Source organism: Pseudomonas sp. XK-1 (assembly GCF_038069885.1).
In the GTDB taxonomy this organism is placed as follows: Bacteria; Pseudomonadota; Gammaproteobacteria; order Pseudomonadales; family Pseudomonadaceae; genus Aquipseudomonas.
In genome coordinates this window covers 122,826-141,336 of sequence record NZ_JBBPES010000004.1, presented here as the reverse complement: position 1 = coordinate 141,336, position 18,511 = coordinate 122,826, and the positions used below count along the sequence as shown (strand labels likewise).

Here is an 18,511-nt window from a genome sequence, read left to right as displayed (position 1 = left end):
GAAGCGCCGCAATGATCGTTCCTTTATCGAACGGGTCATCGCGGCGTTTTTTTTTGCTTGCGCATTGACCCAGGATGGCGGTGATGACGATGAAGATAAAAGAGACTTTGGCCGAGCTGCTCGGGCGCTTGCGCCTGGATCAGCAAGAGATCGGCGAGCGCCTGCGTTTTCTCGACTGGAGCCGCGAGGATGCCCGGCGGCTGCAGGCCCATGGGGCGCAGATGGCCGAGGCGCAGTATGCCTTTGTCGAGGAGCTCTATGGCCATCTGGAACAATTCGCCACGCCCTCGGCCCTGCTGCGTTCGCCGGCGACCGTGGCCCGCCTCAAGCACAGCCAGGGGGCTTACTACCGGGATCTGTGGGAAGGGCGCTTCGACGCCGATTATGTCGACGGGCGCTTGCGTATCGGCATGGTCCATCAGCAGGTCGGCCTGGAACTGAAGTGGTACCTGGGGGCCTATCGCCTTTATCTGGACCGCATGCTTACCAGCCTGTTCGCCGAGCACCCACATTGCGAGCTGTATGCCAGCCTGCTGAAAGCGGTGTTTTTCGATATCTCCCTGGCCATCGACACTTACAGCGTGGCCCAGCACAGTGCCCTGGAAGACAGCGAGGCGCGCTTTACCCGAGCCCTGCGCGGGGCCAACGATGGCCTCTGGGACTGGCATGTGGGGCAGGACCGGCTGTATGTCTCGGAGCGCTGGGCGAATATGCTCGGGGTCAGCCGCGACGCTATCGGCGATGCCAGCCAGGGCTGGTTTGCCCGGGTCCATCCGGACGATCTGCCGGGCCTACGCCAGGCCATCAATGCTCACCTGAGCGGCGACACGGCGCTGTTGCACCACGAGTACCGCATGCGCAAGCGCGATGGCGACTATGCCTGGGTGCTGGTGCGTGGGGTGGCCGAGGAGAGCGAGCCGGGCCAGCAGCGCATGGCCGGCTCGCAAACCGATATCAGCGCGCGCAAGCAGGCCGAGCAGCACCTCAGGCATGCGGCCCGGCATGACCCGCTGACCGGGCTGGCCAATCGCACCGGGCTGGATGAGCAATTGCAGCAGGCCGTGCAGCGTCAGCACCAGCTAGGGGCGCGAGAGGCCGCCTTGCTGTTCGTCGACCTGGACCGTTTCAAGCTGATCAACGACAGCCTCGGCCACGCGGTCGGCGACCGCGTGCTGGTGGAGGTGGCGCGGCGTCTGAGTGGTTGCCTGCGCCCGGGCGATCAGCTGTTCCGCTTTGGCGGCGACGAGTTTGTCGTGCTGCTCGACAACCTCAACTGCAGCAGCGATGCCGAGCGGGTGGCCCAGCGTATTCTCGATGGTCTGCACCAGCCGCTGCAGCTGGATGAGCGCACCCTGGTGGTCAACGCCAGCATCGGCATCGCCCCGCTGCAGGACAAAGGCAAACTGCTCGACGCCCTGCAGGCCGCAGACCTGGCCCTGTACCGCGCCAAGGCCGCGGGCAAGGCGCAGTTCGCCCGTTACAGTGAGGAATTGCAGGTGGCGGCGCAGCACAACCTGGCGCTGGAGTCGGCCATGGGCCAGGCCCTGGATAACGGCGAACTGGAGCTGCACTACCAGCCGATCTGTCGCCTCGATGCGGGCCAGCCTTATCTGGCCGGAGTCGAGGCTTTGCTGCGCTGGCGCAGTGGCGAGCGGCTGATCCCACCGATGGAATTTATCCCGGCGCTGGAGGAATCCGGGGAAATCATTCGCGTCGGTGACTGGGTGCTGCAGCAGGCTTGCGCACAGACCCGGGCCTGGCAGCTGGCCGGTCAGCAGCAGCTGCGCTGCTCGGTGAATATCTCCAGCCGCCAGCTGCAGCAGGCAGCTTTTATCCCGCGCCTGATCGACATTCTGCAGGCCAGCGGCCTGCCGCCCGCCAGCCTGATTCTGGAAATCACCGAGAGCCTGCTGATGGAGGACAGCGAACACACCCTGGCCAGCCTGCGCGAACTGGCCAGCCTGGGGGTGGTGCTGGCCCTGGACGACTTCGGCACCGGCTACAGCTCGCTGAGCTACCTCAAGCGTTTCCCGCTGCAGATTCTCAAGGTGGACAAGAGCTTTATCGACGGCACCTGCGGCGAGGGCGAGCTGAGGGTGATCAGCCGGGCGATTATCGGGCTCGGCCACAGCCTGGGCATGGAGGTGGTGGCCGAAGGGGTGGAAAGCCCCGAGCAGCTCGATTTCGTGCTCGGCGAGGGCTGCCGCTATGCCCAGGGCTACTGGTTCGGTCGGCCCAAGCCTGCCGCCGAGCTGCAACGTCTGTTCAGCCAGCCGGACGGCCGCGCGGGCGTCGTCTGCCTGCTGCCGGAAGCCGCCGCACAACCTGCAAGGAGCCAGGCCCAAGCATGAAAATCAACCTCCCGCTCAGTGGCCGTCAGGTCGGCTTCCAGGCCAGTGCCAATATCCTTTCCACCACCGATCCCAAGGGCCGCATCACCTACGTCAATCGCGACTTTATCGATATCAGCGGTTTCAGCGAGGCCGAGCTGCTGGGTAGCAACCACAATATCGTCCGTCACCCGGATATGCCGCCTCAGGCGTTCGCCCATATGTGGCAGACCCTCAAAGCCGGGCGTTCGTGGATGGGCCTGGTGAAGAACCGCTGCAAGAATGGCGATCACTACTGGGTCAGCGCCTACGCCACACCGGTGCAGCGCGATGGCCAGGTGGTGGAGTATCAATCGGTGCGCACCCTGCCGAGCCCGGCCCAGGAGGCGGCTGCCGAGCAGCTCTATGGCCAGCTGCGGGCCGGCCGTACGCCACGCCTGTTGCGTCGCCCGCGGCTGGCCGTGGCGCTGCGCTGCAGCCTGGGCAATGTCGCCTTGAGCCTGGTTGCGGCGGCTGTGCTGGCGGCCGCTGGCCTGCTCGGCTGGGCCCAGGCGGGAATGCTGGTGGCGCTGCTCGGCCTGCTGCAGGGCGGCTGGCTGCTGTATAGCCTGAACCCCCTGGACAGGCTGGCGCGCAAGGCCTGTGCAATTGCCGATAATCCTTTGAGCCAGGCGCTCTATAGCGGGCGTGGCGATGCCTTTGGCCAGATCGATTTCGCCCTGTGCATGCTCGAAGCGGAAACCCGCGCGGTGGTCGGGCGCATGGCCGATTCGGCGCGCGAACTGAACCTCGAAGCCGCCGAGCTGGTGGCCGCGGTGGGCAGCAGTAACCAGGCCTGTGTGCAGCAACAGGGGGAAACCGCCCAGGTGGCCAGTGCCATCGGCCAACTGGCCAGCAGCGTGCAGGAGGTGGCGCGGCATGCCCAGCTCACCGCCAGCGCGGCCAGCCTGGTCAATCAGGAAACCGACCGCGGCCTGCAGATGGTCGAGCAGACCCGTCAGCAGATCGACAGCCTGGCCGGCGAGGTGCAGCAGAGCAGTGCGGTGATCCATCAGCTGGAACGCCATGGCCTGGAAATCAACCGGGTGCTGGAGGTGATCCAGGGCATTGCCGAACAGACCAATCTGCTCGCCCTGAATGCCGCCATCGAGGCGGCGCGGGCCGGGGAGGCCGGGCGCGGCTTTGCCGTGGTCGCCGACGAGGTGCGCGGCCTGGCCTCGCGCACCCAGCACTCCACCGCGCAAATCCAGCAGACCATCGACACCCTGCGGCAATCCACCGCGAATGCGGTGGTGGCCATGCAGCGCAGCCATGCCAAGGCCGCAGCCAGTGTCGAGCAGGCCGCACTGGCTGCGGTGGCGCTGGACGGGATCAATCAGCGGGTCAACGAGATCAGCGACATGAGCGTGCAGATCGCCGCGGCGGTGGAGCAGCAGAGTGCGGTGGGCGACACCATCCAGGGCAACCTCGACGGAATTCGCCAGGCCACCGACGGCAATGTCATGGCCGGCGACCAGAGCCGCCAGGCCGCCGACCACGTTGCCGGCCTGGCCGCACGCCTGCAGCTGCTGGCCGAGCAGTTCTGGGGCGACCGGGGCAGCTCGGGACGCAGCTAGGTGTCGGCCATACCCGTTGCAAACGGGCGGCGCTTTTGTAGGAGCGGGCTTGCCCGCGAGCTGTTACGCACCCGCTGTAGGAGCGTGTCAGGCAAAGGGGAGCAAATCGCGCCACCTGTAGGGCCCATGGCCGCGAAAGTGTCTGGCGCGCGCGGATCGCGGGCACGGGACTGCGCGTCCTGCCCGTTCCTACAAGGAATTGCTGCATGAAACAGGTAACTGAGGCATAGCCAAGAAAAAGGCCCCGTCGGCAGATGCCGACGGGGCCTGGTGGTTACTGCTGCGGCTACTTGCGCAGCCACTGGCCCTTGACCTGGATATATTGCCCAGGCGGGGTCTTGTCCAGGGCCTTCTGCCCGGCTATGGCTTCCACATCGCTGAGCTGGATGCCGTTCTGCGCGGCCAGCTTCTGGTATTCGCTGCGCCGCGCCTGGTTGATCAGGCGGGCGATCTCTGCGGCCTGGCCGTCGCTCTTGACCACACCCAGGTAGCCGTTGGGCATTTCTCCGAGCTGGCCGCTGGCCTTGGCGTCGCCCAGGGCGGACATGGCTTCGTTGAGGTTCAGGGCTGCTGCTGGCAGGCTCAGGCTGAGCAGCAGCAACAGGCCGGCAAAACGTTTGAACAGGGTCATGGTCTGGCTCCTCAGAAAAGTCCGCTGGATTCGCTGAACATGCTGTCCAGGGCTTTATCCACCTTGATATAGATTTCGTGCTCGATCTTCACATTGAGGTTGATATTGATCGGCTCGTTGGGCATGGCCAGCTGTACCGTGGGGGTGCAGGCCGTGCTGAGCAACCCCAGTAGCAGGGCGGCGAAATAACTGCGTAAGCGCATGGCGCTTCTCCTTGGTGAGGGCCTGCGGCCTTTGCGTGGCGCAGGGTGCAAGCCCTAGGGCTCTTGTGGGGCCTTCTGGCGCTCCAGCATACGCTGCTGGACGCGCTGTTTGATGATCTCGTTCACCTTGTCGGTCAGTTGCAGGCTGGCCAGCAGGGTGGGGATGTCTTCTTCCAGGCTGATGTTGAAGTGGATCGGCCGACCTTTTTCGATGGCCGGGTTCTGCCCTTCCAGGCGGATATCCAGTTGCAACTTGCCGTGCTGATCGTAGTTGACCTGGCTGCTCAGGGTCGCATAACGGAAATCCTCCAGCGATTGGGTCACCAGTTGCATGGCCGGGTTGCTGCGGCCCAGGGCGCGAATCCGCTCCGAGTGGAACTGCAGCTGGCCACCGGGCTGGCGGGCGGCCAGCTGCCCCTGTTCGATGGTCGCCCCGGCGCTGCCGAGGCGCAGGGGTAACAGGCCATCAAGGGTGCCACTACCGGCCAATCCCTCTGTCGGGTAGAGAATAAAAAGCTGCTCAAGTTCCAGGCCCCGGACCCTCAGGGGCAACAATAAATCGCCCTCGGCCAGGTTCCACTGTCCGGGGTCGAGCTGCACGCTGCCGCCCACCAGTTCACCGCGGGCCTGGCGCACCTGCAACCGGCCCTTGTCGAGCGTGGCCAGGGGAGCCTGGTAGCTGGCGCTGAACTGCAGCGGGCCGAGGGGAATGCCGGGGTTGGCCTGCTGCAGCTGCAGTTCCTGGAACTCGACCTTTACTTGGCGCGGGTCCAGTTGCAGCTGCAGGCGAGTGTCCAGGCCGCTCAGTTCGGTGCGGTCATAGATGCCGCCCAGGCCTTTGCCGGTGAGTTCCAGGGTGCCGCTGGGGGCGCTGGCATTGTTGGCCAGGCTCAGGCTGGCCTTGGCGTTGAGGCGGCCATCGCTGAGGGTGAGCAGCGCCGGCCAGGCGCTGAAGCTCTGCTGCAGCGGGTTGCCGCTACGCAGAAACAGCTCGGCCAGTTTTGCCTGCAGGGTCAGGCCGGCGGCGCTGCTGTGCTGCAGCTGCAGGCTGAGCTGCAGGTCGGCGTCGTTGCCGAGTTTGCCGTCCAGTTTGATCTGCGCCTCGCTCGCCGCCAGCTGGCCCTGCCATTGCCAGCCCTGGGGCTTGAGCTGGGCCTGATGCAGCTGCTGCAGGCTGAGGCTGGTCGGGCCCTGCAGTTGCCAGCTCTGCAGCACGCCGGCCTGATGCCGGGCGCTCAGGTGCAGGGCATTGCTGCTGGCCTTGAGCTGCTGCATGCGCAATTCGGCACCCTGCAGCTGCCCCAGGCTGAGCTGCGAGCCCTGGCCCAGGGCGAGGGTGAGCTGCTGTTCGTCCAGATAGCCGCTTAGCGCCAGTTTGCTGCGCAGGTTGCTGATTACCCAGTCGCCAAGGGTCAGGCCGGGGCTGTTCAAGCTCAGGCTGGCATCCGCCAGTTGCAGCGCCCAGGGCGCGGCGTTGGCCAGGGCCAGGCGGCCCTGCAGCTCGAAGCGGCTGCTGCCCTGGCTGCTCAGGCTGAAGTTCAGGGGCAGGGCGCGTTCGAGCAGGTTGGCGGCGAGGGCGTCGAAAGTCTCAGCGGCTTCTATCTGCAGGTGCAGGGACTCGGGGCGCAGGTCGGCCGGCAGGGCCTGCAGTACCGTGCTGCTGATCTGGTCGAGCTGCAGATCGGCTCCCAGGCTGTCGGCCAACCACTGCCCGTCGAGGGCGCGGGCGGCCAGGTTGAACTGGCCCTGCAGCAGGCCGATGCCGGGCACCGGCCAGGGCTCGGGCAGGTCGGCGCTGGCGCTGATCTGCCCACTGGCCTGCAGCAGCTGACTCAGGCGCAGCGGCCCGGGGCCGAGCTGCAGCTGCCAGTCGGCCAGCAGTTTGGCCGCCGTCGGGGCTTGCATGCCGTCCCCCTGGGCGAGAGGCAACCATTGCTGCAGCCAGCTTTGCAGCACGGCGGCCTGGCTCAGTGACGCACTGCTCAGCTGGCCCTGCCATGTCTGGCCTTCGGCGGTGGTCCACAGGCGGCTTGCAAGGCTCAGTTGGGGCACCTGGTCGACCGCCAGGGCCAGTTGTAGCGCCACGGCGTCGTTATTGCCCTGCCACTGGGCTGTCCAGTTCAGCTGGTGTTGTTGATGTTGCAGGTTGAGCTGCACGGCCAGGCTCTGTTCGCCGGCCGCGGCGTGGTTCGGCCTGCTCAGATGTAGGTCGCCCTGCAGACTGCAACGCTGCTCGGCGCAGGGCAGGTCGATGACAAAGCGCTGGATATCCAGGTTGCCCGGCAGCAGGGCAAGTGCCGCACCCAGCTGTTCCAGCTGCACGCTGGGCTCGGGGCCGTCAGGAGTGGTAGTGGCGGCCGGTTGCGGCAGGCTCATCTTGAGGCTGGCGATCTGCACCTGTTGCCAGAAGGGCGGGCTCAGGCGCAGTTGCGTCCAGCGCAGCCGCAGCTGCTCGACCTGCAGCTGCAGGCTGCCCCCGGCCTGACGCTGGCGCACATCGAGGCGGGTCAGGGCCAGGCCGTCCAGGTCGAGGGACAGGCCTTGCCAGTCCAGCTCCTCGATCTGCAGGCGTTCGAGCAGGCGGGTCCAGCTGAGGTAGGTGTAACTGCCGAGCGCAAGGGCCAGCAGGCTGAGCAAAATGATAAGTCGCAGCCAGGTACGCCGGCTGATCATGGGCACGGATCCAGGGTGAGGAGGGCTATCTCTGCAGCAGACCTTAACCCATGGACCTGGGGCTGCCAATCGGGGTGTTTTTTATTCTGTGTATTTGCAGCATTAAGTGCTATTTTTGACGTAAATGAACATTGGAGGCGGTGATGAGCGCATTGATTCGACCGGTGGCCGACGCCGACGCTGTACTGGCCAAGGCGTTGCTCAATACCCGCGAGCAGTTGGGCCTGACCCAGCAGGAGCTCGCCGATATCGTTGGCGTGCACCGCACGGCGATCTCGCGCTGGGCCGACAGTGGCCTGCGCGTGCAGAGCAAGACCGGTGAGCTGGCGCTGCTGCTGATTCGCGCCTATCGCGCCCTGTTCGCTCTGTTTGGCGGCAACCTGGCGGATATGCAGCACTTTCTGCGCACCGATAACCATCATCTGCAAGGCGTGCCGCTGCTGCTGATGATGCAGGTCCAGGGCCTGGTGCGGGTGGTCGAATACCTCGATGCCATTCGCGGCAAGGGCTGAGCCCGCAGTGCAAGCCGACCGCGCCCCGTGGCGGAATAACAATAAGCATAAGGAACCTGGTCGCCATGGATATCTGGCAAGCCTGTAACGGCCCCGAGCAGATCAAAGCGTTGCGTGGGCGTCTGGTACGCCTGGTGGAAAGCCAGGCCCAGGTCGCCACCATGCAACTGGTGGACAGCCTGGCCGAGCAGGCATTGCTGGAGGAGTTGCTGGAAGGCAGCAAGCCGCCATTGCCGCTGCAGGCCGAGCCCCTGCATTACCTGCTGAAAACCCCGTTTCGCTATCCACCCCTGCGCTGGGGCTCGCGCTTCGGCACATTGCACGAACCCAGCCTGTTTTATGGTGCGCTGCGTATCGACACGGCGATGGCCGAGGCGGCCTATTACCGTTTTCTGCTGTGGCAGGGCATGGCCACGCCACCACCCAGCGGGCGCATCCTTTCCGAGCACTGCACCTTTGAGGCGCGTTATCAGGTTGCGCGCGGTATCCAGCTGCAGCACCCGCCCTTCGCCGCGTATCAGGCCGAGCTGTGCCATGCCGCGGCCTACCAGAGCACCCAGGCGCTGGGGGCGGCCATGCGCGAGGCCAGGGTCGAGGCTTTCGAGTACCGTTCCGCGCGCTGCCCGCTGGGTGGCAACAATGTGGCCTTGTTCGTGCCCCAGGCGCTGGCGGAGAAGCGGCCGCGCAACCTGCTGAGCTGGTTGTGCGAAACCACGGCCGACTATGTCGCCTTCAAGAGTGCCCAGGTGCCGGACAAGCCGCGGGTGTTTCGCCAGACCATTTTTCTGCGTGACGGACAATTGCCCTTGCCCGCCTAGGGCGGGGCTTTTGCGGCTGTTGTTGCCCCGAAAAAGGGCGCGTCCAGACCGGGTGGCGCAGACTTGTGCACATTTGCGATGCGTCTTGTCAATGTACATTTCGTGATTGACGTAAACCCTTGATTCTTCATGCGGCTTTTTTAAGTCAATGAAAAATATGAACTTTTTTAACTGGTGAAAAAATCGCCAGTTTGACTTCGGCCCCCGTGGCATAGGCGATCAGGGCGCTTGCGCCCATGTTATCCACGAAGTTATCCACAGCTTCTGTGGATTAACCGAGTGTATGCTCTGGGCTCGCCTGCCAGCCCACCAGACCGCGGACAGCTGGCCCGGCGGCTCCTTTGCAGCGCTGCGCCAGCGGCTGAAAAGTGGCGTCAAGACAGCTCGGCCAGACCCTTCGGGGCCTGGCCGCCAGGGCGGCTAAAACAGCCTGTGGCAAGGCTTTACCTTGGCGAAAAAAGGAGTAGAGTGGCGCGCCTTTCCCGCTACCGCTGCTTCCTATGCCTCGCGTATTGCCTCGTATACCCGCAGAACATCCTTCTACTGCTGCTCGCCTGCCGATGCGTGTTGCCCTGTGGCTGCTCGACAGCCCGCGCTTGGGCCACGCGTCGAGCGTCAAGCGTTTTGCCGGCGGCTTGCTCAAGCAGCCCGCCATGCAGGGTGTGGTGCAGGCCCAGAGCCGTCTGGGGCAATTGCTCTGCCGCGACTGTGGCAACCCGCGTGATCGCCGTATCGGTCTGGAGTTGCTGCGCCAGGCGGCGCGTGCCGGCGATATGCGTGCCCAGCTTGAACTGGGCGAACTGCTCAGCCTGCCGCGCAGCAGCGAGCCGCAACAGGCCCGCCACTGGCTGGAACTGGCCGCCGGCCAGGGTTCGGCCGAGGCCAGGAAGCTGCTTAAACAGCTCTGACACAAGGCAGCGAGGCCCAGACATACTGGTTATACTGCCAGTACTTTTCTGCGGAGCTGCTTATGCCAATCGATCTGTCCACCGCGCTGGCACCGGCGCTGCTCGGTTTTGCCGCGGCGGCTGTTCCTCTTCTTTATATGGCCTGGTCGCTGCAGCGCCGCCTGGCCAGCCAGCAGCTGGAGTTCGGCCTGCTGCAGGAACGTCTGAGCAACGCGCAACTGGCCCAGGCCGGGCTGGCCGCGCAACTGGATGATTGCCGCGAAGAAGTCGCCGAGATCAGCGAGATCAAGGCCGATCAGCAGGCCGAACTGGCCGCGCTGCGCCGCGAAACCGAGTTGCTGCAGCACGAGCGGCAGATCGCCCGCGAAGCCGCCCAGGACTGGCATCAGCAGCGCGAGCAGCAGGAAGGCGAGATCCGCCGCCTGGATGCCCAGCGCGCCGCCCTGGCCGCCGAACTCAAGGAACAGCAGGACAGCCACCAGCAGCGCCTGAGCGATCTGCAGGGTTCGCGCGATGAGTTGCGGGCCCAGTTCGCCGAGCTGGCCGGCAAGATCTTCGATGAGCGCGAACAGCGTTTTACCGAGACCAGCCAGCAGCAGCTCGGCCAGTTGCTCGACCCGCTCAAGGAACGCATCCAGTCCTTCGAGAAACGCGTCGAGGAAAGCTACCAGCAGGAAGCCCGTGAACGTTTTTCCCTGGGCAAGGAACTGGAGCGCCTGCAGCAGCTCAACCAGCGCCTGGGCGACGAGGCGACCAACCTGACCCGTGCCCTCAAGGGCCAGAAGACCCAGGGCAACTGGGGCGAACTGGTACTGGAACGAGTGCTGGAACACGCCGGCCTGGAGAAGGGCCGCGAATACCAGACCCAGGTCAGCCTGAAGAGCGCCGATGGCGAGCGTTTTCAGCCGGATGTGCTGATCCAGCTGCCGGGTGACAAGCAGGTGGTTATCGATGCCAAGGTCAGCCTGACCGCCTATCAGCAGTTTATTGCCGCCGATGACGACGCCAGCCGGCAACTGGCGCTGAAGCAGCATGTGCTGTCGCTGCGCAGCCATCTGAAGGGCTTGTCGCTCAAGGATTATCAGCGCCTGGAGGGCCTGCACAGCCTGGATTTCGTCTTGCTCTTCGTACCGATCGAGGCGGCCTTCGCCGCGGCGCTGCAGGCCGATCCGGGTCTGTTTCAGGAGGCCTTCGATCAACATATCGTGATCGTCAGCCCGACCACTTTGCTGGCCACCCTGCGGGTGATCGACAGCCTGTGGCGGCAGGAGCGGCAGAGCCAGAACGCCCGCGAAATTGCCGAACGCGCCGGGGCGCTGTATGACAAGTTCGTCGCCTTTATCCAGGACCTGGATGAAATGGGCGCGCGCCTGCAGCAACTGGACAAGGCCTACGCCGGGGCGCGCAACAAGCTCTGCGACGGCCGCGGCAATATTGTCAGCCGCGTGGAAAACCTCAAGCTGCTCGGTGCCCGCGCCAGCAAGAGCCTGCCTACCGAGCTGCTCGAACGGGCGGCCGGGGTGGCGCTATTGGATGAAGCCAGCGAGTAGGGCGTGGAACGCCGTCAGGAATGTGTAGCGGCGGGGGCGCTGCTCTCGATATGGACGGTGAACTCGCGCATCCAGGCGGCCAGCTGCTGCGGTTCGGCCAGCAGCTGCCAATGCCCTGCATTTACTTCGCGCCGCTGTAGCCTGGGTGCCCAATGCTGCAGCTGGTCGAACAGCTGCGGGCGCACGAAGCGGTCGCGGGTCGGCACGATCAGCTGCACCGGCACCTGGGTGTAGCGCTGGCGTGGCCTGAACAGGCTGCGGATAAAGTTGGCGCGGTACAGCTTGACCCCGTGGATGCCATCGGCGCGCTGGCTGGTGCTGATCGCCACGTTGCGCAGGCCTTCGACCTTGTACAGCAGCTGCGGCCAGGCCTTGGCCAGCCCCAGCCGCCAGGTCAGCTCCGGCAGCAGCGGGGTATGGAACAGGGCGATATACCAGGAACTCAGCAGCTGCCCGGCGACCTGGGCCCAGGCACGCGGGTGTTTCTGCCTGATGCGGTCGCGCATCCAGTGGCCGACATGGTCCAGGCAGGGGCCGGAAAGGCTGGTGTAGGAGGCCAGCAGCGGCTGGATGCGCGGCTCGGTGACCGCCTCCCAGGCCTGGATCGAGCCCCAGTCGTGGGCCAGCAGGTGGACCGGCTGCTCGGGGCTGGTGGCCTTGAGCACCGCTTCCAGGTCGTTGGCCAGTTTCTCCAGGTGATAGTCCAGGCGCTTGTGCGGGATATCCGAGGCACCGAAGCCGCGTACGTCGTAGGCGATGATCTGGTAGTCGGCGGCCAGTTCGCGTACCAGCGGCAGCCAGATTTCGTGGCTGTCCGGGTAGCCGTGGACCAGCAGCAGGATCGGCCCCGTCGCCTGGCCCCAGCGGTACACCGCCAGCTCGACGCCGTCGCCCTGCACCCACAGCTGCCTGGCTTGCAGCCCATCGTTCGGCAGCACTGCTGGTGTGTTCATGCGAATACCCGAGGCAGTGCGAGCAATTGCCCATGGCGCTGGATGATAAAGGCGAGGTTGATGGGCATGTAGCGTCTCCGGATGGTCATGGCTGACTGTTACATCATTTGATGTCACGGTTATTGTTGGACGCGCGGAGCGCATCTGCCTAGCCATCCGGCCACCTCAGCACAGGCTCTGTTACGGTGTTACTGGCAGACCGAAAAGCGCTCTGCAGCAGGGCTTTGCCCTGGTTTTGCGGGGCTCGTGGCGATGCCGGGCAGGCAAAGTCCAGCCCTTGGTTGGGGCTGTTGTTGCCATTGCCGGGAGGCGACTATGATCGCGACCATGAACACAGCCTCCGCTTTTCTCCAGCGTCTGTTGGGCCGCGCCGCGCCCCTGGCGAGTGCCGTTGCCGCCGAATACCGGGTCGATGAACTGGCCCGCGCGGCGCAGACCACGGTGCGCAATGTGCGCGCCTATCAGGATCAGGGCCTGCTGCCGCCCCCTGAGCGCCGTGGGCGTTTGGGCATCTACAGCGGCGAGCACCTGGCACGGCTGCAGCTGGTCGGCCAGTTGCTTGAGCGTGGCTACAGCATTGCCAGCATCCGCGAGCTGTTCGACGCCTGGGCTCAGGGCCGCGACCTGGCCCATGTGCTGGGCCTGGAGCAGGCCATTCGCGGTGCCGACGAGCCGGAGCAGGCCGGCACCCTGCAGTTCGGCGAATTGCAGGCGCTGTTCGGCGATCAGCTGGATGATCGGGTGATCGAGCAGGCCCAGGCCCTGGGCCTGCTGGAATTAGCCGGCGACCACCTGCGGGTGCCCAGCCCCAGGCTGTTTGCCGCCGGGGTCGAGTTGTACCGTGCGGGCATTCCCCTGCCGGCCCTGCTCGACGAGCTGACGGCGATCCGTGGCCATGTGCAGCAGGTGGCGACCGGCATCGTGCAGATGATCGTCAAACAACTGGTCAACCCGCTGCTGCAGCGCGAGCTACCCCATGCCGAGGAGCTGGAGCGCCTGAACCTGCAGTTGCTGCAACTGCGCCCGCTGGTGGAGCAGGTGGTCAATGCCGAGCTGGCTCGGGGCCTGCCCGAGGCGGCCAATCGCGAGTTGAGCGAGCGGGTGCACCAGTTGCTGCAGGGGTTTCTGCAGCCTTCCTCAGAGGGTGTTTACAAATTACTGCGCTCGGCCATGCTGCGTTGAAATCAACCGAAAAGTGCTCATGTACTACTCGTACACTCCGCTTTTTCGGCTGATTTCGCCTTGCCTGGCCATCGCTCGCTACTTTTGTAAACACCCTCTTAGGTCAGCAGTAGTACCAGGGCCCCTGCCAGCAGCCCTGCGGCCATCACCGGCAGGGTCAGCAGCGCCAGTTGGCGGCCGCCGATCAGGGCCACCAGAAAGGCTTTGACCAGGCTATTGCTCAGGGCCGCGAGCAGGATCCCCTGTACAGCCACCTGGTTGTCCAGTTCGGTGTGCGAACTGCGCGCCAGGGACAGGGTGATGGCATCCACATCGGCCAGCCCGGAGACCAGCGCCACCAGGTACACGCCGGCATCTCCCAGCCAGCGCTGCGCTGCTTCGATGAGCAGCAGGATCAACGCCAGCAATGCGGCGAAGCGCAGCGCCGGGCCCAGTTCGAAGGGGTTTTTCAGGGGCGCTTCGGGGCTTTTTTCGCTCTCGCTGCCGGCCTGGCGGTAATACAGCAGGGCACCGCCGGTGTAGATCAGGGCGGCCACGCTCAGTGGCCAGAACAGCGCCGGCAGCAGGGCACGATTGACCAGGCCGGCCTCCAGCAAGACCCGGGGAAACATCAAGGCCGAGGTGGCCAGCAGGCCGCAGGCGAGGATGGCCTGCAGGTTGCGGCCGCGGCCCAGGCGGGCGAGGGTTACTGTCATGGCAGTGGAGGAGACGATGCCGCCGAGCAGGGCGGTGATCAGCAGGCCATGGCGGGTGCCGACCAGACGAATCGCCACATAGGCGGCAAAACCGATGGCGGCGATCAGCACCACCATCCACCAGATGACGTAGGGGTTGAAGGCCTGCCAGGGGCCGTAACCCTGATTGGGCAGCGCCGGCAGCAGCACCAGGGAGATAAACAGCAGCTTGAGGGTGCCGGACAGCTCGTCTTCACTAAGGCGCTGCAGGGCACTGTGCAGCACGCGCTTGAGGCTCAGCAGCAGGGCCACCGCCACGGCCCCGGCGGCGGCCAGCGGGGCATGCCCGGCCATGGCCAGGCTGCCGAGCAGGAAGGTGAGCAATAGCGCCACCTCGCTGGTCAGGCCCATATCCCCGGTGCGCTGCAACTCGCCAAAGTAGGAGGCCACCACCAGGGCGGCAAAACCGATAAAGATCACCGCCCAGGCCGTTCCCCCGAACTTTTCGCTGAGCAGCATGGCAAAGGCCCCGAGCAAGCTGCTCAGGGCAAAGGTGCGAATGCCGGCGACCAGGCGGTTGTCCTCGATATTGCGCCCCTGCCAGCCGCGCTCGATGCCGATCAGCAGGCCGGCGGCCAGGGCGCTGGCAAAGTTCAGCAGGGTGTCGAGGGCTTCGGGCATGGCACATCCTTGGCGGGGCGGGTTGTGAGTAGTCTAGATCAGTGGGCGAACGCGGCGCATTGCCCCAGGTCAGGGGCGCGCGTCGTGACCACTGGCAGTCGCGGCTAAAGCCCCTCCCACACTTGCCGGGTGTCGCCCGCAGGGTGCGCCGCGCGCACCAGGCATCCAGTTGCCAGACCGCCCTACGGGAGCATGCGACCTAGCGCAACGTCAGATGGCGGCTAAGCAGGGCGCGCAGGGCGGCTGGTTTGACCGGCTTGGCCAGGAAGTCGAGGCCGGCGGCGTGCACCTGGGCGATCAGCTCGGGGCGGCCATCGGCGCTGATCACCACGCCGGGCACCGGTTCGCCCAGGCGGGTGCGCAGCCAGGCCATCAGCTCGGTGCCGGTTTCGCCTTCGTCCAGGTGGTAATCCACCAGGGCAAGCTGCGGGCGCACATCCTCGTTGAGCAGGTGCTCGCACTCCAGGCGGTTGCGCGCCGTCCATACCTGGCAACCCCAGCGCGACAGCAGGCTGTGCATGCCGGTAAGGATGCTGTCCTCGTTGTCGATGCACAGCACCTGGGCTCCGCTCAGGGCCTGGCCGTTGATTTCCTGTACCGGCAGCGCTGCCTTGGGCGCAGGGCTCAGGGCCAGGGGTACGGTAACGCTGAACACGCTGCCCTTGCCGGGCCATGAGTGCACTTCCAGCTTGTGGTCGAGGACCCGGCAGAGACCATCGGCAATTGCCAGGCCCAGGCCCAGGCCCTTTTCGGCGCGGGTCTGGTGGCTGTCCAGGCGTTTGAACTCCTCGAATATCACCTTGCGCTTGTCTTCCGGGATGCCCGGTCCGCGGTCCCAGACTTCCAGGCGCAGGTGCTGGCCCTGGCGGCGTACGCCGAGCAGCACGTGGCCCTTGGCGTAACGGAAGGCGTTGGTAAGGAAGTTCTGCAGCACCCGACGCAACAGTTTGATGTCGCTGTCGACCCGCAGGCGGCTGCCGCGCAGACGGAAGTCCACGCCCTGTTCGGCCGCCAGCGCCTTGAATTCGGCACCCAGGATATCGAACAGGTTGTTCAGCACGAAGGCGTTGCGATCCGGGGTGATGCGGCCGTTCTCCAGGCGCGAGATGTCCAGCAGATCGCTGATCAGGTCTTCCGCCGAACGCAGCGAACTGTCCAGATGGCGTACCAGCTCCCGGGCCTCGCGCGGCAGCGCCTCCTCCTGGTGGGAGAGGGCGGCGGAGAACAGCCGGGCGGCGTTCAGGGGTTGCATCAGGTCGTGGCTGACGGCGGCGAGAAAGCGGGTTTTCGACTGGTTGGCGGCCTCGGCCACGCCCTTGGCCTCGGTCAGCGCCTGATTCAGTTGCGACAGCTCATGGGTGCGTGCGGCGACCCGCTGTTCCAGGCCTTCGTTGGCTTCCTTGAGGGCGCGTTCGGCCTCGCGGAACTCGGTAATGTCGGTAAAGCTCATGACGAAACCGCCGCCGGGCATCGGGTTGCCGATCAGCTCGATCACCCGTCCGTTGGGGAACAGCCGCTCGGAGGTGTGCGCGGTGCCCTGGCGCATCCAGTACAGGCGCTTGTTGACGTGTTCCTCGATGTTACCGGGGCCGAGCAGGCCGCGTTCGGCGTTGAAGCGGATCAGCTCGGCCACCGGCCGGCCGACGTAGACCTGGCCTTCGGGGTAGTTGAACAACTCTATATAACGGTGGTTCCAGGCCACCAGGCGCAGCGACTGGTCGACCACGCTGATGCCCTGGGTGATGTTCTCGATTGCCCCTTGCAGCAGGGCGCGGTTGAACTGCAGCACTTCCGAGGCTTCGTCGACGATGCGCACCACGTCCTCGACCTGCATCTCGCGGCCTTCGATGGCGGCCTTGACCACCGCGCGGGTGCTGGAGGCACCCAGTACCCCGGCCAGCAGGCGCTCGGTGTGGGCGATCCAGTCGCTGTTGGCGGTCTGGTTGGGGTCGAAGGCCTTGCCCTGGCGGAAGGCGAAACGCATAAAGCTCTGGCGCGCGCGGTCTTCACCGACAAAGCGGTTGGCCAGCAGCAACAGGTCGCCGACCTGCACCGCCAGCATGCTGCGGTTGCTCGGTTTGGTGCCCAGGTCGTGGCCGATAAAGCGTCCGGCCTGCCAGTGCTCGGCGACCCGTGCGCGGGAAAAGTACGAGACCCAGGCAAACAGCAGGAAGTTGCCCGCCAGCGACAGCGCCACGCCGCGGGTCAGGGCCTCGACCTGAAAGCCCAGAGGGGCGTACAGCAGGGCCTGCAAGCCGGGGAAGTTCTCCAGTGGCCAGCCCAGGCCGCGGGCTACCAGCGGCAGCACCAGGGTGTAGAACCAGATCAGTGCGCCGAAGATCAGCCCGGCAAATACGCCCTGGCGGTTGGCCTGCTTCCATACCAGCGCGCCGAACATCGCCGGGGCCAGTTGGCCGATGGCGGCGAAGGAGACCTGGCCAATGGTGGCCAGGCTGGCGTTGGAGCCGAGCAGGCGATAGCACACATAGGCCAGCAGCAGTATCGCCACGATGCTGATCCGCCGGGCGCTGAGCATCCAGTGGCGGAAGGCTTCGTACGGCCGCTCGGTGTTTTTCCGGCGCAGCAGCCAGGGCATCAGCATGTCGTTGGAGATCATGGTCGACAGGGCCACCGAGGCGACAATCACCATGCCAGTGGCCGCCGACGCGCCGCCGATAAAGGCCAGCAGGGCCAGGGCCGGATGGGCTTCGGCCAGCGGCAGGCTGATCACGAAGGAATCCGGGGTGACGCCCGTCGGCAACAGCATCTGCCCGGCCAGGGCGATGGGCACCACAAACAGCGCGGCCAGCACCAGATAGGCGGGGAATACCCAGCGCGCCAGGCGCAGGTCCTTGGGTTCGATATTTTCCACCACGGTGACGTGGAACTGCCGCGGCAGGCAGATGATGGCGATCATCGCCAGGCCGGTCTGGGTCATCATTGCCGGCCAGTTCACCGTTTCCGCCCAGAAGTCGTCCAGTGCCGGACTACGCTGGGCCTGGCTGAACAAATCGGCGAAGCCGTTGTACAGGCCGAAGGTAACGAACGTGCCGACGGCGAGGAAGGCCAGCAGCTTGACCAGAGACTCGAAGGCAATCGCCAGGACCATCCCGCGGTGGTGCTCGGTGACATCCAGATTGCGCGTGCCGAACAATATTGTGAACAGTGCCAGCGCCAGGGACACGATCAAGGCGGTGTCCTGGGCGCTGGTGCCGCTGGCCCCAGCGCCTGCCCCTATCAGCAGGTTGACCCCAAGTACGATGCCCTTGAGCTGCAGGGCGATATAGGGCAGCACGCCGACCAGGCAGATCAGCGCCACCACTATCGCCAGGGACTGGGACTTGCCATAGCGGGCGGCGATAAAGTCGGCAATCGAGGTGATGTTTTCCTGCTTGCTGATCATCACCATCTTCTGCAGCACCCAGGGTGCGAACACCAGGATGATGATCGGCCCGAGGTAGATCGGCAGAAACGACCAGAGCTGCTCGGCGGCCTGGCCGACCGCACCGAAGAAGGTCCAGCTGGTGCAGTACACCGCCAGGGACAGCGAGTAGACCCAGGCGCGTACCTTGGGCGGCATGGGCGTGGCGCGGCGGTCGCCATAGAAGGCGATGGCGAAGAGGATGGCCATGTAAATCAGCGCAACCGCGGCGATGAGCCCGCTGGACAGGGTCATGCTTACTCCACTGGCAAACTAAATGAGGCGTTCCGTGTCATAGCAGGGCGAGCCACTGCTGAGCAGGCAATATTGCCTATGAATGTTCACAGTGTCGCAGCAAA

13 protein-coding genes are annotated in these 18,511 nt (G+C 65.3%); 7 read left to right on the top strand and 6 right to left on the bottom strand.

Translation table 11 applies throughout. The features are described from left to right. Window positions 1-89: 89 nt before the first annotated feature. Together WMW70_RS11620 and WMW70_RS11615 are read left to right on the top strand one after the other, a co-directional pair. On the top strand, window positions 90-2,351 hold the full coding sequence (locus WMW70_RS11620; protein WP_341438046.1) for a putative bifunctional diguanylate cyclase/phosphodiesterase: 2,262 nt from the start codon (window positions 90-92) through the stop codon (window positions 2,349-2,351). Then, window positions 2,348-3,946 (top strand): methyl-accepting chemotaxis protein, encoded by a 1,599-nt coding sequence (locus WMW70_RS11615; RefSeq protein WP_341437669.1) that lies wholly within the window; start codon window positions 2,348-2,350, stop codon window positions 3,944-3,946. The genes WMW70_RS11620 and WMW70_RS11615 overlap by 4 nt, the downstream gene beginning before the upstream one ends. Window positions 3,947-4,232: 286 nt before the next feature. On the opposite strand, the gene WMW70_RS11610 is transcribed toward WMW70_RS11615, so the two are convergent. The 3 genes from WMW70_RS11610 to WMW70_RS11600 are packed head-to-tail and all read right to left on the bottom strand — an operon-like array spanning window position 4,233 to window position 7,453. Next, on the bottom strand, window positions 4,233-4,577 hold the full coding sequence (locus tag WMW70_RS11610; RefSeq protein ID WP_341437668.1) for a YdbL family protein: 345 nt from the start codon (window positions 4,575-4,577) through the stop codon (window positions 4,233-4,235). A gap of 11 nt (window positions 4,578-4,588) precedes the next feature. Further along, on the bottom strand, window positions 4,589-4,780 hold the full coding sequence (locus WMW70_RS11605) for a YnbE family lipoprotein (RefSeq protein ID WP_257779194.1): 192 nt from the start codon (window positions 4,778-4,780) through the stop codon (window positions 4,589-4,591). 54 nt (window positions 4,781-4,834) lie between these two features. Further along, on the bottom strand, window positions 4,835-7,453 hold the full coding sequence (locus tag WMW70_RS11600) for a YdbH domain-containing protein (RefSeq protein ID WP_341437667.1): 2,619 nt from the start codon (window positions 7,451-7,453) through the stop codon (window positions 4,835-4,837). A gap of 143 nt (window positions 7,454-7,596) precedes the next feature. On the opposite strand from WMW70_RS11600, the gene WMW70_RS11595 reads away from it, so the two are divergent. From WMW70_RS11595 to rmuC, 4 genes are all read left to right on the top strand, one after another. Beyond that, window positions 7,597-7,965 carry an MbcA/ParS/Xre antitoxin family protein gene (locus WMW70_RS11595; RefSeq protein ID WP_341437666.1) on the top strand — a complete coding sequence of 123 codons (369 nt, stop codon included), beginning with the start codon at window positions 7,597-7,599 and terminating at the stop codon, window positions 7,963-7,965. A 65-nt stretch (window positions 7,966-8,030) separates the two neighbouring features. Then, a complete protein-coding gene (locus WMW70_RS11590) occupies window positions 8,031-8,783 on the top strand; it encodes an RES family NAD+ phosphorylase (RefSeq protein ID WP_341437665.1) in 753 nt (250 codons plus the stop codon). 560 nt (window positions 8,784-9,343) lie between these two features. Further along, a complete protein-coding gene (locus WMW70_RS11585; protein ID WP_325509134.1) occupies window positions 9,344-9,691 on the top strand; it encodes a tetratricopeptide repeat protein in 348 nt (115 codons plus the stop codon). A 188-nt stretch (window positions 9,692-9,879) separates the two neighbouring features. Next, window positions 9,880-11,241: a DNA recombination protein RmuC gene (gene rmuC / locus WMW70_RS11580; RefSeq protein WP_341438045.1), complete on the top strand. Its 1,362-nt coding sequence runs from the start codon at window positions 9,880-9,882 to the stop codon at window positions 11,239-11,241. A gap of 14 nt (window positions 11,242-11,255) precedes the next feature. Here rmuC and WMW70_RS11575 read toward each other — a convergent pair whose 3' ends face one another. After that, a complete protein-coding gene (locus tag WMW70_RS11575; protein ID WP_341437664.1) occupies window positions 11,256-12,194 on the bottom strand; it encodes an alpha/beta fold hydrolase in 939 nt (312 codons plus the stop codon). Window positions 12,195-12,521: 327 nt separating this feature from the next. Here WMW70_RS11575 and WMW70_RS11570 point away from each other — a divergent pair, with 327 nt between their 5' ends. Continuing rightward, on the top strand, window positions 12,522-13,376 hold the full coding sequence (locus WMW70_RS11570) for a MerR family transcriptional regulator (protein WP_341437663.1): 855 nt from the start codon (window positions 12,522-12,524) through the stop codon (window positions 13,374-13,376). A 98-nt stretch (window positions 13,377-13,474) separates the two neighbouring features. On the opposite strand, the gene WMW70_RS11565 is transcribed toward WMW70_RS11570, so the two are convergent. Next, entirely contained in the window at window positions 13,475-14,731 is a 1,257-nt protein-coding gene (locus WMW70_RS11565; RefSeq protein WP_341437662.1) for an MgtC/SapB family protein, read from the bottom strand. Window positions 14,732-14,930: 199 nt separating this feature from the next. After that, complete coding sequence (locus tag WMW70_RS11560) at window positions 14,931-18,407, bottom strand: hybrid sensor histidine kinase/response regulator (protein WP_341437661.1); 3,477 nt, start codon at window positions 18,405-18,407, stop codon at window positions 14,931-14,933. Window positions 18,408-18,511: the final 104 nt, after the last annotated feature.